Genomic DNA, 17,418 nt, shown 5'->3' on the forward strand with positions numbered 1-17,418 from the left:
TCTATTTATCTAGCATAAAATCTGTATAATACATCAATGTATTAGCAGCTCGCTCAGAAATCATTTTATCTGCTTGGTATTTGCTAAGCAACACTTTAAACCCATCCAGATGCTTCTTCACTTTTTCCTTTTCTCCTTGCTTTTCAAAAAGGGCCACTGCCGTTAAGTGTTTGTCTAAAGCATTGACAACGCTGCTGCCAGCAAATTCTTCCTCTGCATTAAAATGTGCCACTAGCGCTTTTAGACCTGCTGCGTTTACATCATTGAGTAAAGTATAATTTGTCGCTGCTGTTTGTTCAGAGTCCGTTTCTGACGTTGCTGTGAAGGCAACATTGGTAATCGTTTGTTCTCCTTCAGGTATTTCCACGTAAACAGGTACATCCACCGTTTCCCCAGCAGCTACTTCAACTAGGTTGTTTAACAGCCTTACATCCCATCCAGCTTGGGTGGAAGCATCCAGACGGAAGATATCTGTTTCTTCACCTGTGTTGGTCACACTAAAGCTGTATTTTCCTATTTTCCCTGGAACAGCATGCTCGATTGAACCAGTGTCTACAGAAACACCCCGTTCATACGGGCCAGCGCCATCTAAGTGACGGACTGCCACACGATAGGAAAGTGCTCCGTCCTCAGCAACAATCTTGTCAAGGATATAGAAGTGAATACGATTATGCTCATCGATATATTCATTGACGATTCCGTCTGCAGTTCCTGCTTTAAATGTGGCATCAACCAATTGTTCTAATGACCCCTTGGAACTGTTCACTTTTGTTCCATCCGGTCGAGTAAAGTCGACCACATCAATATCTTCTGGGTGGGAATCAATAACCCAGATATTCGGCGCTTCCTCCGTGTTTCTCGTTTTTGCCAGCAGTACGCCGTCGTCGTGGGTAAAGGAGTCATAGCCTACTCGGTCGACGACCTCCAGCGTATAGTTGTTATACCATCTTTCACCGCGATGCATATCCGCGCGCCAGTCATCGTCGATATAATTGATTGGTGTATGATCCACCATTTCAATATTGATGCCATACAGCCCCTCACGGCCAAATGCTTCTCCAGTTGGGACGGCGCGTGTTAGGATATCAGCGAATATCGGCCCAGATTCTTCAAGATCATCGCGATTCACGTTAATATACTGATCCTCTTCTAAGAAGCCTTGCTTAATTTTATTTCGCAGCATATGATGAGGCGGCACCGATCCGCCTTGAGTGGCTGGAATCAGCCAGCGCGTATGGCTTCCGCCAGGACCGTTGAAACTGCCGCTGCTCATTAATTCCCATGAACCCGCGAATGTCCGAAGCGGCGGATTTGCTTGCGGGTTATTGTAGTTGTCGCGAAGGCCCATTAAATGTCCAAATTCATGGGCATACGTAGCCATTCCGTTGCTTGACCCCTGAATGGAAGTGCTGCCGCTCGCACTGGACCAGATAGATTTTGCCGCAAACCATGATGTCCATGGCACATAACGGGTGATCGCCCAATTCTTATCCATGCCATATTTAGCCGGCGGTCCAAATTCAGCAGGGATGGACTCAGGATTCATAAACATCATTTCACCAAACTCTTGCCATACACCCGTTTCAGCATAGCCGGAATGCAAGATGAAGATGAAGTCATAATCTTCTCCGGAGGCATTCAAATCTGGCTGCGCCTTGGCAACCGCCTCAGGCCGCAAGCTTTTCGGACTGAACCCTTCAGGAATGAATGACTGCTGATTGAACTCATTCATGCCATATTGGAATTCATTGTGATCCATATGGTACACACCGTATCCATCAAGCTCCACACCCCATTTCCCATATGAATTTTCTCTCCAGAAATCGCTAATCGTACGGTAGTTATTAAGTTCTTGTGGTGTATTCAAATAGTCCAACCAAAAATCTACGAGTTCCTCTTCAGGGACATTGCCAATTTGCGGATTGCCAACCGGATCTGTTCCAGGATCATTCAGTACTTGAAACGGCAGGTCTGGGAAATCAACAAGAACCAATGCGCCTCGCAATCTCCTTTCCGGTTCCACCTCCACATCCCCCCAGCTCGTTCCTGGAAGCTCATTAAAGTCATCCCATGTTTGATCACGCGGCAGAACCCATGATTCTTTATCAATTGGTTCTGGGAAATCAGCTAAACCTGGCTGCTGAGCAAAGGCCGTGGCTGAAGAAAATAGAATAAGAGAGCCAAGTACTACGCCAGTCAGCTTTTTGAATATTTTCATAGAGCATCCCCCTTTTAATAGTGCTTTTTTTAATTCTTGTAGATTCGTTAGGTGTGTAAAGAAGAAAATCGCGTTTTATTATGTAAATCGCTTTAACCTTCATCGCAAGTAGATTGACTGCCGATATTCATTCATAAGGGACTGGAGAGGATATTTAGGATATACATACAAAACATAAAGTGTGCTCCCATTTCTTTCTGAGCTTCGGGAACAGATAACGAACTAAAAATAATGACTATGAACCTATTAATCAAAATAATTAACTAGACTAAACCTCCTTCCTATTTATATCTCGAAGGGGCTAGAAGAGAATATGATAGATTTCACCCCCTTTTTTAAAAATAACACAAAAATTCTAAATTATTTGATAAAAAGAGAAACTTTTTAAAAATAAGGAAAAGGTCATATATATGGATATTTTTACATTTTTATACATTTTGTAAGTACTAATTTGGAGGGAAAATAAGGAGAGAGTCAAATAAAATGAGTATAATGACTGAGAATCTGTTTTTGCATAACACTAAGTTCGCGGTCATACAAACAACATTTTACTAGAAGCATTTCTGCATATAAAAAGGCAACGCACTCTTTTCAGAGGAGTAATTATATCTGGAAGAAACACTTTCTATCTATTAAAGACTTCTCTTCAACTTTTTTCAGATGATTAGTGACCCATCCCATCCTGTTTTCAATTATTCAAGAATAAAACCTCTATTAAAGACGAAACCCTTTTGGTTTTTTTTCGTATAGTTATTAAACATTTTATAGAGGTGGTGCCGTTCAACAGAGTAGTTCCGAAGAAATTGTAGGATTTTTTTAGTAGAAAAGATTTGATTCAGATTAAAGAACTAACTCCACAGGCATTACATTCTTTAGTCAATAAAGTCACATGTACCGAAGACGGTAAGCTTTATATTCAATACAATTTTGTAAACACTTTTCAAGAAACAAAAAAAGACAGCGCCCCCATACTCGAGGGCAAATTGCCTTATTTTAAAATGAGCTGTGCTACACACTCCACATGGCTTGGGTGGTGATGGTAGATTAATATAGATGTAGTAGTGTTTACCTTAAACTAGTTTTTCGTACCTCCATATTTTCAAATTCGATTATTAATTCAGGTACTCATATCGTTCATGTTATTCCAACGAAATCTTTACGCCATCCTCCAAATATTTCGTTGTAGTATATCCAAATATATATAAACTTTTAGGAATCACTTTGTTACCGTGTATTCGAATGCTTTGAACTGTAGAGAAATGGCGGGGCTGCTCGATTTCTTCATATGAGTAAGGGAATTCATTCATATCGTATACTACCCCGTTTTTATCAACAAGTACACCCTCAGCATTATTCATCTCCATTGAAATTGAACCAAGATCATTTTCATTCTCACCCAAAACATCGAAGTGTAGTGACTCATATGCCCGATTCTCAATTTCATGATTACTGATGACAATATTGGTAGGTTGTCCAACTTCAAACTTGTCGATGGAGATTGTACTGCCTGCATATTCAAATGTTTGAGGATATTCCTCATTAGCATCCAGTTCGATGTTTTTTTTGTCTTCAACCGTTAAATAAACTGATTCGAATTGAATGTTAACCTCTTTTGGTTTTTCTCCAAAAAGAGGGTCATACTGTGTTTGAAAGGCAGTCCAATTCATGTCTGGTTGTGAATTCATATAAGAGCTGCCATACAGATCTGCTTTCATTTCTTTATTATTCACTTGTAGATTGTCAAAATTAAGAACGTCTATCCGCTTCTCTGTCTGTTCATGATTAATAGAAAATTGCAGAACCGTCGCTGTTGGAGCAATCGTTAGTTTGTCAAATCGAACCGGGATCCCCTCGATTTCTGTTTCTTTATCCAATGCATATTCGATGGAGGGCTTTTTTGTTACTGGGATCTCGAAGCTCCACTCCCCTGTTTGAAATTCCAGATTCTCATAAGACCTAAAATCATTCTGATTAGAGGAATCACGAATTAATTTCTGAAGTTTTGTAATATTGAGTTCGATTGTCCCTTTATCTGTTGTGAGTGGCAGCAGACTAATCTTCCCATGATACACGTTCTTTTCCTTGTTATTTACAACCGATTCAAGGTCAGGAGGAATGTAACTTGGATAGGTTTCACGACTCATGATTTCATGTTCGTTCCCCACAACAACCCCCTCATGATAATCTATCACATATTGATTGTCTTCATTTGTATCTTCTATTTCATAAAAAACAAGCGTCTGAGTATCATCCGCAATCGCGCCCTTGATCTTGATTTTCACCCCATCGCTTTCCGCATCTAGGTTCAGCCTTTTACCCAGTTCCTGTTGCAAAAAGGCACGTAATTGCTGATCTTCTTCTGTCCATGTATAGTAGAGGTTGCTAAACGCCCCTGTAAAAAAGCCTATCCCCATTACTAATGCGAAAACACTAGCAGAAACGAATCCCATTCTTTTACGTTTCTTGTTCTTCAGTTGTCTGTGCTTTTCCTTTTCTGCCAGCCGATCTTTGACGTTCTCCATGAAGCCAGCTGGCACATGGAAATCCTCTTCAGTAAGCTTTAACATGGTTAACATGACATCCTGAAAGGTTGCCAAATCCTCCTGACAGTCTTGACAATGATAAATATGTACCTCAAAATCAATCTTTCTCGACCGGTCCATGGTTCTTTCTAAGTAATCGAGGTAATTCTTATGATATTCTTTACAGCCATTAAAGTGCGACCCGTACCCCATCCCTTTCCTAATTGACTCGATTCCAGCAAACAAATGCTCTTTAATCTTTTCCACTGAAACTTGCAGAAGGTGGGCTGTCTCTTCATGAGAAATTCCTTTTATGTATGTAAGCACCACTGCTTCTTTCTCATCCTGTTTCAACTGATCAAGTGCTTTAAATAAATCCTGACGTGGTTCACTTTCCTCTGAAGCTTGTAATCTTCTATTATCAGAAAGCTCCCGGCAGATATGTATGAAAATGGATGTAACCCACATTTCGAATGATGTTTCTCTTTTAAATTGAGGTAACTCCTTGTGGACTTTTATAATGGACCGATAAAAAAGCTCTTCCATTTGCTGCTGATTCCTAAGATAGGACCAACCTATTTTATAAAACGATTGTTTATACTGATCGAACCAATCGAAGATAGATTCCACACCTTTTTCTCTTATGGTTGCAATTGTAATGGTATCTATTTTTGCTGGAATCATAAATGTGTTCCCCCCCTTTATTCAATAACAAATTGATAAAACCTTCAAACAGATTGTTGTACTCAAGACCAAAGTAACTGCAAAAAATTCAAAGCATACAAATACAACTCCCTTCTTTCTGAAGTACGTATATATTTCATTAATCCTATCCTCTCTCTTACTTAAAAGATGTTACATCATTCCTAAAAAATGGTCGCATATCAAAAAGATAATTATAGTTAATACCATTAATACAAAAGCATACAAAACGAGTAATAATCTGGAATTAAACCAATTAAAACGTTTATAAACGTGACTTGCTACAAGCTCCGTTAAACCAAAAAATGGAGAAGCTAAAATCATTAAAAATTCCGTATCATATACAATCCAACGATATAGCCCTTTTCCTGCTGACTTGCTAAGTATGTATAAGAAAGAAAATAACAGGTTGATAGTTAATAAAAGACCTACTAAACCAAACACAACTGCAATAAATTTGATCACAAATATAACAACCTTTACACCAGCTTTTCTTTATGTAATTCCACCTTCTATATCTAAATAACTATTTATTTACATCAATTTAACAAAAGTGTTATTTTATATTTTACCATTTAAAACCAATGGTTAGAATAGATGGAATCTATAGCGATACTATTATCCTATGTAATTAAAGGACATGAACTATATAAATTAAGTTTTGAATAAATTAATTGTAAATAAGTTAACTCTCAATGAATTTAATACTATCCAAGGAAGTAGGAGTAATCACGACCTACTTCCTTTGGAAAAACCCAAGTTGATATTCTTAACCAGAAATATTTATTTAGAAATTTAGAAAATTATTATATTAAGTTAGGATGAAAAATACAGTATAAATAAAGGATTGTGTTATTTCTTGAATGGATTTTTGAATAGAAAAAAATCCCGGATTCCTATTGAAAAGAATCCGGGATAATATTGGATATAACCATATAGCCGTGATATTTATTTTAACAAAAACCGAGTCTGGATCAGAAAAGTTTATTTTAGTTAGACAGTTCCAAAATCAAATGCGCCACACACTCCACATATGTCGACCTTATTATTAGAACACAATTCGTTAACCTCGTTTCGAGTATGGGAACACAATTCATTAGAAAATTCTTTTTTTTTATTTTTTGCATTTTTTCTTGGGGGTTTAAAATTACTTCCGTCTAATGAATGACTAGAACCTATTTTATAAATAAATGTTATATCATAAGGTCTGCTATTTCCATCTTTGTCTACACCGCCAACTATCACTTTTTCTATTAAACTTTCAAAAACATGCCGATCAAAAGTGTCTAAACCTTTATCCTGTTCTAATAACTTTCTAAAACCTGATAGACGTTTTTTAATACCCTTTTCTTCTTGAATATTTTCTCTTAAATAGGATTTCCTTTGCTCTTTTTCATCCAATTTTTGTATGATTTCGTTGTATTTCTCTTCATACGTATTTCTATCTAAATTATCCTCTAATCTCAGATCAATCAACTTCTTTTTTCTCATTTCTAGCCTTTCAATCTCTTTTTCTACTTTAGAAACTTCATTATACATAACATCTGGACTTAAATTTTCTTCCATTCTTTGCAAAAACTCTTCTAAGACATCTTGATTATTATTACACATAATACGATAACTTTCTAAAAATGTATTTTCAATCACTTCCTCCGGTATTCCTTTACTATCTGGACAGTGTTTTTTCCCTTGCTTTGTACTAGTAACACTTTGCCATATTGCCTTATTAAACAACGGTTTTTAGGTTGTATAAAACCCTTTACACCCTTCCCTTTTTGTTAAAGTAAGTCATTAGTTTATAAATCTTATCAAATGCTCCAGCTACGCTTTTGGAATTTGATAACTCATTATCTAGTACATCTTCCAACGCATTCAGTACCCTTTCGCAATCATCGACGTTAACACCAGAGTTTTCTGATACCTTTTTAATTAATTCTTCATTATTCATTTATACCTCTCCTTTAATAATCCGTTTTTCAGGTACATCTAATAGTTCATTTCTGCGCGCTTTATAACTTATATAATTATCTTTCAATCGCATAGACTGACTGTCGGTCTATAAAGACGATAACCCAAGATAAAGATATAGTCAAGATATTCCACTTCAAAATTGCATGTAAATTTATTAGAAGTCTGGCCCTTAGTTAAGCTTAGTGAAAAAGATGTTGGAGGGAACATGGAGTCCGACTTACTTATTTCTTGAGAACCCAGTTTTATTGGCCTATTGTAAAGTCATTTATTTATCTTGAAAATATATATCAATTAGGGTCTCCATTACCGTCTAGTTAACCTATTAAGAACTTTTTAATGTTTATTGTTCTGTGTAGATAGTACATATCTACACAGAATGTATTATTCAACACTTTTTAAAGATTCCACCATATCAATTTTATTTATTTTCCTCTGCAACATAAGGTTTGCTAGAATGGTGAATAAATATGTTAATACAATAGAAAGTAAAATCATACTAAAGGAAACATTATAAGGAATGTACATTTCCTCGCTTTCTGCTGAGGCCAATACAAACTTAAATAATATAGCTCCAAAAATAACGCCAATGAAACAACCAAATGTTGTAATGAAAAAATTCTCCGTATTGACTAGACTTCTAATCTCACCTTTATGGTATCCAAGGACTTTTAATGTCGCCATATCCCTTTTTCGTTCAAAAATATTAATGGAGCTTATGTTAAAAATAACCGCTAAGGCAAGACATGCTGACAAAATAATCATAATATATACTGTCGTTTTCGTTGTTTCATAAAGTGAGTCCATTTCTTCTCTCAATTGTGATTTAACAGCAACAGATTGAATATTTTCTGTGCTCTCTAAATCAGTTATTAAATCATCTGAAACGGTTTGATCTCCCATTGTTAAATAGTAACCATTAACAAATGGATCAATTTCAAACTCCTGTAAATATTCGTAGGAAGTATAAAAGTCTTGTGAAACATAAAGTTCACTGATGGCTGTTACATTCACATCAATTCTTTTTTCGTCATAAAGCTCGGAATCTATTTTTATCGAAATCGTGTCTCCTTCATTAATATCATGATCCTGAGCCAATTTATAAGGAACGACAACCCCATCGTTTGGCAGTTCAATTTCTTGCTTATCACTATCAAATAATTGAATGGAGTTATTAGCAGCAGATAAAGCATATAGTGATGATGAAAATTCATCATCTGTTTCCACTTTATCTTGAATCAAGTGGATTATCACAGACACCTGCAGCAAATTCGGTATTTTCTAGGGCATTAAGATTAGCAATTAGATTATAGAATTGGAATACAAAACCGATTTTTATTCTTCGATAATCTGTTAGTTTTTTGTCGTTAAACTTTGTTATATTTGATTTATCTACGATGATTTCCCCAGAAGAAGCATAATCCATACCACCTAATAGGTTTAGTACAGTTGTTTTTCCCGCACCACTGGCCCCTAATATAACAACAAGTTCTCCCTTATCTATGGTCATATTCGTTTTCTTAAGTGCTTCCACTGTTACTTCTCCCATTTGATATGTTTTTGTAACATCTTTAAATTCAATAATCGTTTCCATACAATTCTCCTTCATTGTCTAATATTTCATTTTAAAACTTTTTATAGACTGACTGTCGGTCTATAAAAAGAATAACTCACTCTAATGATATAGTCAAGACATCTCGAATTTGTATTGTGTGAGAAATTATTTGAAATTAGCTATTAGAATATACTTAATAAGAAAAGAAGGCAGAGGTGATAAAAGACTTGGAGTTAACTTATTTAGTTTTCAAAGAAAAAAAAACTGATTTTGAATAAGTTGGGAATAGTAAGTATTGTTAATTTCATCATCTTTTCCATTCGATGATTTATTTGGCTTAAAAAATGAAAAACTCACTGCTTGTCTACTTGAACAAGTGGTGAGTTTTCATGTTTGTATATCCATTTATTATTTAACTTTATAACTTAAGAATTGTTCTTATTTATGATTTTTACATGTTATCCTCTTGTACCAGAATCGTGACCGATTGCTGAATAATAGTTTGTTGCTTCCTGTAAACCTCTAGAAATGGTGATAAACATTACGAGGTGTATAAATTTTCATCGAGCATTTTTTTCAGATAATAAATTGTTTTAAAATGGCTTATGGAAGCGAGTAAAATCATACCTGTTTTTTCATAGTTATTGTCTGTATTTAACTTAGCTCCAAAATGTATTGCATTTCTAGCTTCTCTCACAACATCCGTCCAAATTCTAATTTCTTGTAAATGGACAGGCTGAATGTTTGTAATGAACTTGTCATCACTTGTTCTAACTAACGATTTTTTTAATCTCGCTGGTACCATTACCATATAATCATCGAAATAATATATTAGTTGAGCAGCATAAAATTATTGTTGCCAAAAATTTCATTTTAAATGAAGATAGAAATATTGTTGAGGCAAGGAATTTCATGTTTACGTGAAGCAAACCGCCACAGATAAAAGACGATAATACTCAAAGGAATCATTATAAAAATAATATATTTAAACGCCTTTACTTAAAGCCACCTCTCCTAGTTCTTAAACTCTTATTCAGTAAAATAGGCTACATTTCTACCTTTAGCATTTTCCTTGTTACTTTTTCTGTTCGATTCTCTAAAAATGGATTAGACAGCTTACCTAAATGCAGTTCATCAACAATTTGTCCGTCCTTCATAAATAGTACCCGTTCACTTTGGGCAGCAACTTTCGCATCATGCGTCACCAAGAGTATCGTTGTTCCTTCTTGATTAATTTGGAGAAAATTTTTCATAATTTCTTCCGCAGATTTTGAATTTAAAGCTCCCGTTGGTTCATCCGCAAAAATCATTTTCGGTTCATTGATCAAAGCCCGACAAATCCCGGCCCTTTGCAGCTGCCCGCCAGATACTTGATTTGTCATTCGGTAGGCCAGATCACCAATCCCAGTTCTCTCTAAAAGTTGCTTTGCTTTATTTGCTAACTCTTTTCCTTTTTTTCGATTATCCCGCAATGCTGGAAGTACGATATTATCAATAATCGCTAGATTTTTTAAAAAAGTAGGCTGTTGAAAGACAAAACCCATTTGTTGGCGGCGAATATCGGAAAGTTCTGTTTCTCCACATACTGTAAGGCTTTGATCGTTGAAGGTTATCTCGCCGCTATCGATTGTATCCATGCCGCTCAAAGTGTAAAGTAACGTTGATTTGCCTGATCCTGAAGGCCCCATAACGGAGACAAACTCTCCTTTATAAATGGTGGTGGATACACCCTTTAAGACCATGACTTTTTCTTTTTCAGCAGCGAACGTTTTATGAATGTGTTGCGCATTAATTACTTTTTTCATCATTTACTCCTTTATATTTTCTGCAATTGCAATTTTTCCAGCTTGGCTCGTGCCTATTTTCGTTGCCAGTAAAGTAACCAATAACATTAGTACTGGAAAACCCAAGTAAATGATAGGGTGACTGACAAAGGTAAGTGCCTCTATACCAAAAGAGGCCATAACCATTCCTGCGATTGATTCTCCAAAGGTATTAGCCAATATGCTTCCTCCGGCAACACCAATGATTAGAATAAACATTCCACGAGTTGTATATTGCTTAGAAAGGTCTTGATTGGTAAAACCAATCGCTTTTAACATCGCAATCGCCGGTCGATCCTTTGCAACTAGTAATTTCATAAATAAAAGGCTTACTAATCCCGTAATAAATAAAGCGACAATCAAAGAAACATTCGCTGCTGTTTTAATGGAAGCAATCGTCGCTCCAAATACTTGCTGCTTATGATTGTCGGCATCTGTTACTTTCACAAAAGGCAGAGCCTCGGACATTTCTTTGGCGGTACCAGCTATTTGACTAGTATCATTTAGCTTAATATAATAGTTTAGCCTCATCGTTGGAGCCGATTCATCAGAGGAAATTGCTTTAGCTGTCTTTCCCCCATTTAAAATATTGGAGTAAATTCCAGATACAACAAAGGTCTCCGTGCCATTATCACTAATGATTTCTATCGTATCACCAACTTGTTTTTCAAATTCAGTAGCATTCATAGAAGATAATGCGATTTCGTTCGGTTGTTCTGGTGCTTTCCCTGCATGGTATTCAATAGGAAACGCATTATGGTCACCAAGCTCAATGACTATTTTTTCTTCTGAACCATCCTCTTTTTTTGCTTTAAAAGATTTTGAGGTAATTTGGACAAACTGTTCAATAGACTCGCTCTCATTTAAATAGTTTACAACTTGTTGTTCGTTGTCTACGTGTTCATCGGATTGATACATACTGACCATCAAATCCATATCTCCAAAGCCAAGATATTTCGTGAAGGTTGGAGAAGAGACAGTCTGATAAGTATTCCAAGGAACGACCATAATAAAACAAGAAAGCAGCAACACAATCAGCATGGTTGCATACAGCTTCTTTCGGGACAGTACATCTTTTATTCCGATAAATACATTGGTAGGCAGCACCCTATTTTTACTGAGGAAAAAATAATTTTTACGAGCGTTTTTTTCCTCTGGACTACCTGTACGAATTGCTGAAGCGGCAGATATTTTTCTAAAACGTCTCAACAAGAAATGAATATAACCAATCACCAGTAGGAAAACAACCATGCTTCCAAAAATGGCAAGTAAGATACTCCAGCTAGCATAGTCACTTTCACCCATATACAGTCGAATATTTTCTAATAAAGGTCCACTGAAAGTAAACGATAGCAGTAAGCCGATTAAGCAACCTACTAAAGCAAGCAAAGCATATTTGGCTACATAGATTTTTTTGATATCAGTTAGCGGTAAACCAATTGCTTTCATGGTTCCAATCTCTCGATAATCTTCTTCTATTTTTGTTAATAAGGTAAAACGAATGCACATAAAGGCAATAATGACAATTAAAAAGCCCACTAGTAGGATCATGGCAATCATAATACCATCAGATAATCCGTTAATTATCTTGAATAAACCACTAGTTAACGTCGGCCCATTTGCCTCTAAGCCTGCATCTGCATAAGCTGTTTCAAATTCATTGGTTTTAGATAGAGCTTTCAGCTGAAATTCGATTAAATATTCAAGGGTTCCTTCTGATACCAATTCCTGATAGTCCTTTTCATGTACTAAAAAACGTTTGGAGGAAGCTAGCGGAGAATTCATCTGTGCGTCTCTTAGGAAGCCGACAATTTGAAACGCTTTCCCGGCAATTTTAGCTTCATCACCAATCTGAGCAATTCCTTCTTTCATATAACCAATAGGTACATATAGCTCTCCTTCAGTTGGCTGAATCGGCTGACCATCCAAGTCTAATAGATAATCAAATTTCGGGCTTTGAGTGGAGAAGCCGTTGTCCTGAATATTATCCATCAAACTATTTTCACCTAATTGAATTTTGGCTCCTGTAATATTTAAAAAATCGAGCACCTGAAAATCTTTTACATTCTCATGTGCTGCCGCAAAGCTTTGTAATCGTTCCGTATCGATATCCCCATTATGCATTTGTAAGAAGTCTGGCACCTCTGCTTGTTTGGTTAATGTGTCAATGGAGCCAATAAGATTGATCGTTAGAATAGCTACTAAGCTGACAAGTGTCGTCATAGCAGTGATGAATAACATCATTGTTATACTAATTAATTTATTTCTTAACAGATCGTTGCGTATCATTCGATAATACATTTTTTTCCTCTATTCTTGTGCTAAAGTTTTCATCAACTGCTGACTAATCACCCCTTGCTCTGTTCCGAGCAGCCTTTCTGCGTTATAAGCAAAAGCGATCATGCGTCGCGATTGTTCCTCTCTTGTTAGTTCAATGGTTCCGTCATCAAAAATAGTAGAAGCATACACCAGTAGCATCTCTACAGTTTCGAAAGGGTAGTCTGTATGAAATAGATTTTCCTCTATTCCATTTTGAATGATGATTGTAAAAATCGGTGTGATTTCTTTAAATAACACCCTCTGAATCTTTTGGTGCATAAGGGCATTTTGTGGTTTATGAATATGTGTCATTAATTCTTCAGAAACAGCTCCACTGACATTTAATGAAGTAATCGACAAAAGTAATCGTTCAATAACAGATACTTCTTTTTTCTCTGCAATGGCTTGCGCCCCTTCAATTACCTTTTTATTATAGCGATCGATAATTCCGTCCATAATTGCTTCCTTACTTTCAAAATGATAATAAAGCGTACCTCTCGCAATTCCAATTTTTTTCAAGATATCATGGGTACTTGTTCCGTCATATCCTTGCTCATTAAATAAAGCTTCTGCCACATCTAATATTTCATTTCTTCTTTCCTGTGCTTCCTTTGACTTCCTCATCAATACCACTCCTTCAATTATTTGACCGTCTGTCTGTCGATTAAATAGTATAATATAGATTATAATCAAAAAACGTTAAATGTACAATTTGAAAATGTACTCTATTAAGTAAACACAAAAAAGTCTACTTAATAGAGTACATATAAAGTAAATGGATTCTTTATATCAATATACCAAGGAATTGAGCACTAGAAAGTGAAAACTGTATAAAATTATTAAAATAAATTCAGCATATAATTTAGCAGTGTCATAATCTGGACTATGTTCATGTGTACAAAATGATGAATTTATTCTTCGCTAAATTTTCATGAGAATAAGGTTATTTCAATCATCTCTTTCGCTAATATCTAGTGTTGTAACTTTGAAGCAACTTAATATTTTTTATAAGGTTTTCCTCAGAGACCTCTAAGTCTAAATATAATAATACATTTTCTAGATCAGTAATCATTTGGTTCATGTCATTTTTTAATTAGGGATAATGAAGGTTGCTGTTCTATTAAATCTTTTAGCTTATAACCCGTCATTTTTGCAGCAAGAATTTGAACAATGCTTTCTAAGTCTGACTTTGATAAAACCAGTTGACCTTTGTCATTCCTTTTTGCCTTCAATAAATCTAAATTAGCATAGTATCGTATAGAGCGTTCAGTTAATCCCGTCATTTTATAAACTTTTCCTGTTGTAAACAGTGTCATTCACCCCCCTATTACAAGGGTAGAGTATAACGCTGCGTTAAAGTCAATTTTTAAAAAAGCAATTTAGTTAGAAGGGAAATAATTGTCCTCATTTTCTCACCCGTATATATTAGGAAAGAAATTTAAATTATAAAGAGCAGAGATATAGTGATTGACGCTTCTGGCAATCCCATGAGACGTTCACATTCCAATGGCGTAAGTTGTCGAATAAAACCTTCTTTTTCTTTTCCCTCATACCAAAACGAAAAGATATTTACAGATCCCGCTAACAAAGTTGGAAAAGGGTCACCTGTCTTTCCGAAACTTCCAATGAATCCTGTTTCGTTTTTATCTTTTGCGGCACTTCGCATACGTCTTTCTTGAAAGGGACGGACGATGGGTATGTTCCTCCTTGTTTTTTCAGAAGATCTTCCACTGGTGCTGGGGGAGGACAGCCTGTCTTTTCCGCAAGTCGCAGGAAACGATTGCAGATTGCGGGCTTTAAATAATATTTCTCTGGCACGGTCTCCTCTAAAATCTGCCACGAGGAAGATACGTCTTCTTCTTTGAGCGAGAGTGGGCCTTCCCCAATACTGGGCATCCAACAATCGCCAACACACATCAATGTTATTCCCTCGAACCATTCCGACGTTTGCCCAGACTCCAGAAGCAGGCATTGGAATTTTGGTGTTAGTGAAAGATTTCAGGACGGCTTTAAAATCCATCCGGTTATTTGATGAAAAAGCTCCCATGACGTTTTCCCAAACAGCGATAACTGGATATACATCATTCGTTGCACACCTCATTTCTTCAATGATTCGTAATGCTTGATAAAACAAATTGGATTGGCCCCCCCCCGCAAGGCCTTCTCGTTTTCCGATTTTGGATAAGTTCTGACAAGGAGAACCAAATGTAATAACATCAACAGGCGGTATTTTTCCACCATTTATTTTCGTAATATCGCCAATATGAAGCATGTTGGGAAAATGATGTTTCGTTATACTAATTGGTGCTTTTTCTACTTCACTTGCCCATATTGGTGTAATCCCGTAACGAGAAGCTGCAAGAGGAAAGACTCCAATTCCATCAAAAAGTTTCCTAAAGTAAGCGTTTTCATATATGATCACTATCCTAACAAAATTATTTTATGAGCAAAAAAATAGACGTTCAGTTTATTTGAACGTCTAAAAGTATGGGATCAATTTAAGATTAGAATATTTAATTTCACATGTCTCCTCACACCAGGTCAATTCCTACTGAAACATTAATGTGATTTTTTATCACTTTTTTTTCTGCCATTTTCACCATTTGTCTCAAAGTAAGAATGCTTGTAAAACGCCTTGAAACTAAGGATTTCTACATAGTTTGGCGACATAGCAACGTTATAGTCTCCACATGTGTGGAAGTTATCTCGCAATACATGAGATGTCTGGTGAGTTTATTATTTACAGTTCTTAATTTTAATTATTAATCGATATAAGAGATAGACCGAAATAATAAAGATTCCTATATTCAGAAACCAAATAAGCATATAAGCAGTCCTTATAAAATCAAAATGTATCAGGTCTAACGTTGATTCAGAAGCAATTCTAATTCCTAATGGCAAAGAAATGTATACAATAATAAAACTTATTATCAAAATCGGTATACATTTACTAAACAAGATATTATATAGGTTTTCTCTTTGTCTTTTTAATGCTTTAGGCTTCTCTCTATCTATGTCTTTATTCAGTACATCGTTAATTGGAGGATAGCTAATGCTAAATAACCCTGTGGAAAAAACTAATAAAATACTAATAGCATTAAATGAACCTTCAACTAACTTATTTAAATCCTCAATCATCTATCGGCTCCGAAATGGCTACCTCTTGTTCAGCATTAAGTTTGTTTTCTAGCAAAGCATACGAATCCTCTGATATCTGGAATTTCCTTGCGCTACCCCTAACTTTAGTAATTGGATCTAATTGAGGGGCATAGGTGCTGATTAATCTATTTAACTCCTCTAAAACATTATCAGATTGTATTACTACATGATACTCATTTTTACTCTCATTAAATTCCGCGGAAGAAATAACATTTCTCAAAGTATATGATATTTCTTTTTCTAATTGATATCTAAACTTAGTTTTAACATTCCTAATCAAGGCTTTACTTTCTGAGTCAGTTAACTGAAACATAGATGATACTTCAGCTTCGCTAGGAATCCGTCCATTAAAATAATGCTTAATAAGATGATATAGACGATGCTGTTTAATTTCATCCGCTCTAGTTGGTAACCCTTTACCAAGCAACATCTCTTTGTATTCTGTAATTGCTGAATATGCAATACCTTGTAAAGCGGTCTTAAATTCTACTTCATTGTTAGTTTTAAACAAGGCCCTTAGTTTTTCTTTTTCTCCCTCATCCAATAAATCCACATCAATTTCAATTTCCACGTGCCATCCCGCCTTTTTCTTAGTTTTCATTACTTTCATAATACTTTATTTTCTTTTATTTGTGGATAAAAAAGGAGAAAATCAGGGTGAAAAGGCGTGTTTTTATTCTTGCATTTTTATTTCCTAATGGTTTCAATACATCTAAAGTCATAAATCCCCACGGGTCAGAGAGACGTCCTCTGCCAAAAAGCTGTCGTTTTAGTAGAGTTCGACATGGAAAAACTACCAAAAGAATAATCGTGGGATCGCCCTTAAGTCACGCAAAAATAAGAGGTCAGGTGAGTTGAGCCACTGCAATGAAATCAACGTACTCTCCATTAGTCAAGTGAGTTTCCGCTATTGTTCACGGGAGAGGAGTCTTAAAGAGGTAAAAACGACCTCTTGCAGCAACGGTTGGGTTGGGATTCTGGTTCCTATGGGAACATAGCTTACTAACGATACAAAATTGGGCAGAATGGTTTTGTGTTAGTAAGAGGAGACGAAATCTTGGAGCGTCTACACTTATCTGGACAGAAATATTAAGGTCACGTACACTTGACCTAAAACAGATGAGGAGCCCCAACTATGATAAAGCGAGAACG

13 protein-coding genes and 1 pseudogene are annotated in these 17,418 nt (G+C 35.9%); all 14 read right to left on the reverse strand.

Annotated features, from left to right (window positions below):
- Position 1: 1 nt before the first annotated feature.
- Entirely contained in the window at positions 2-2,218 is a 2,217-nt protein-coding gene (locus J2S17_RS22370; protein ID WP_307478180.1) for an FIMAH domain-containing protein, read from the reverse strand.
- Positions 2,219-3,357: 1,139 nt separating this feature from the next.
- Positions 3,358-5,424, reverse strand: a complete 2,067-nt coding sequence (locus J2S17_RS22375; RefSeq protein WP_307478182.1) for a DUF4179 domain-containing protein — start codon at positions 5,422-5,424, stop codon at positions 3,358-3,360.
- A gap of 171 nt (positions 5,425-5,595) precedes the next feature.
- On the reverse strand, positions 5,596-5,907 hold the full coding sequence (locus J2S17_RS22380) for a hypothetical protein (RefSeq protein ID WP_307478183.1): 312 nt from the start codon (positions 5,905-5,907) through the stop codon (positions 5,596-5,598).
- Between the two features lie 528 nt (positions 5,908-6,435).
- The gene (locus tag J2S17_RS22385) at positions 6,436-7,176 is read right to left on the reverse strand and encodes a hypothetical protein (RefSeq protein WP_307478184.1); all 741 of its coding nucleotides are present in this window, start codon (positions 7,174-7,176) and stop codon (positions 6,436-6,438) included.
- A 25-nt stretch (positions 7,177-7,201) separates the two neighbouring features.
- Positions 7,202-7,390: an HU family DNA-binding protein gene (locus J2S17_RS22390; RefSeq protein WP_307478186.1), complete on the reverse strand. Its 189-nt coding sequence runs from the start codon at positions 7,388-7,390 to the stop codon at positions 7,202-7,204.
- Positions 7,391-7,794: 404 nt separating this feature from the next.
- A complete protein-coding gene (locus J2S17_RS22395; protein WP_307478207.1) occupies positions 7,795-8,313 on the reverse strand; it encodes an ABC transporter permease in 519 nt (172 codons plus the stop codon).
- 328 nt (positions 8,314-8,641) lie between these two features.
- Positions 8,642-9,004 (reverse strand): annotated as a pseudogene (locus tag J2S17_RS22400) (ABC transporter ATP-binding protein); the annotation flags it as partial.
- 502 nt (positions 9,005-9,506) lie between these two features.
- Positions 9,507-9,776, reverse strand: coding sequence for a hypothetical protein (locus J2S17_RS22405; protein WP_307478187.1), 270 nt, complete (start codon positions 9,774-9,776; stop codon positions 9,507-9,509).
- A 235-nt stretch (positions 9,777-10,011) separates the two neighbouring features.
- Positions 10,012-10,770, reverse strand: a complete 759-nt coding sequence (locus tag J2S17_RS22410; protein ID WP_307478188.1) for an ABC transporter ATP-binding protein — start codon at positions 10,768-10,770, stop codon at positions 10,012-10,014.
- A 3-nt stretch (positions 10,771-10,773) separates the two neighbouring features.
- Positions 10,774-13,089 carry an ABC transporter permease gene (locus tag J2S17_RS22415; RefSeq protein WP_307478189.1) on the reverse strand — a complete coding sequence of 772 codons (2,316 nt, stop codon included), beginning with the start codon at positions 13,087-13,089 and terminating at the stop codon, positions 10,774-10,776.
- Between the two features lie 9 nt (positions 13,090-13,098).
- Complete coding sequence (locus J2S17_RS22420; RefSeq protein ID WP_307478191.1) at positions 13,099-13,731, reverse strand: TetR/AcrR family transcriptional regulator; 633 nt, start codon at positions 13,729-13,731, stop codon at positions 13,099-13,101.
- A gap of 458 nt (positions 13,732-14,189) precedes the next feature.
- Entirely contained in the window at positions 14,190-14,423 is a 234-nt protein-coding gene (locus tag J2S17_RS22425; RefSeq protein ID WP_307478193.1) for a MerR family transcriptional regulator, read from the reverse strand.
- Positions 14,424-14,545: 122 nt separating this feature from the next.
- Positions 14,546-15,529 carry a DNA cytosine methyltransferase gene (locus J2S17_RS22430; RefSeq protein WP_307478195.1) on the reverse strand — a complete coding sequence of 328 codons (984 nt, stop codon included), beginning with the start codon at positions 15,527-15,529 and terminating at the stop codon, positions 14,546-14,548.
- 708 nt (positions 15,530-16,237) lie between these two features.
- Positions 16,238-16,876 (reverse strand): hypothetical protein, encoded by a 639-nt coding sequence (locus J2S17_RS22435; protein WP_307478197.1) that lies wholly within the window; start codon positions 16,874-16,876, stop codon positions 16,238-16,240.
- Positions 16,877-17,418: the final 542 nt, after the last annotated feature.

Origin of the sequence: Cytobacillus purgationiresistens (assembly GCF_030813235.1) — a bacterium.
Classification (GTDB): domain Bacteria; phylum Bacillota; class Bacilli; order Bacillales; family Cytobacillaceae; genus Cytobacillus; species Cytobacillus purgationiresistens.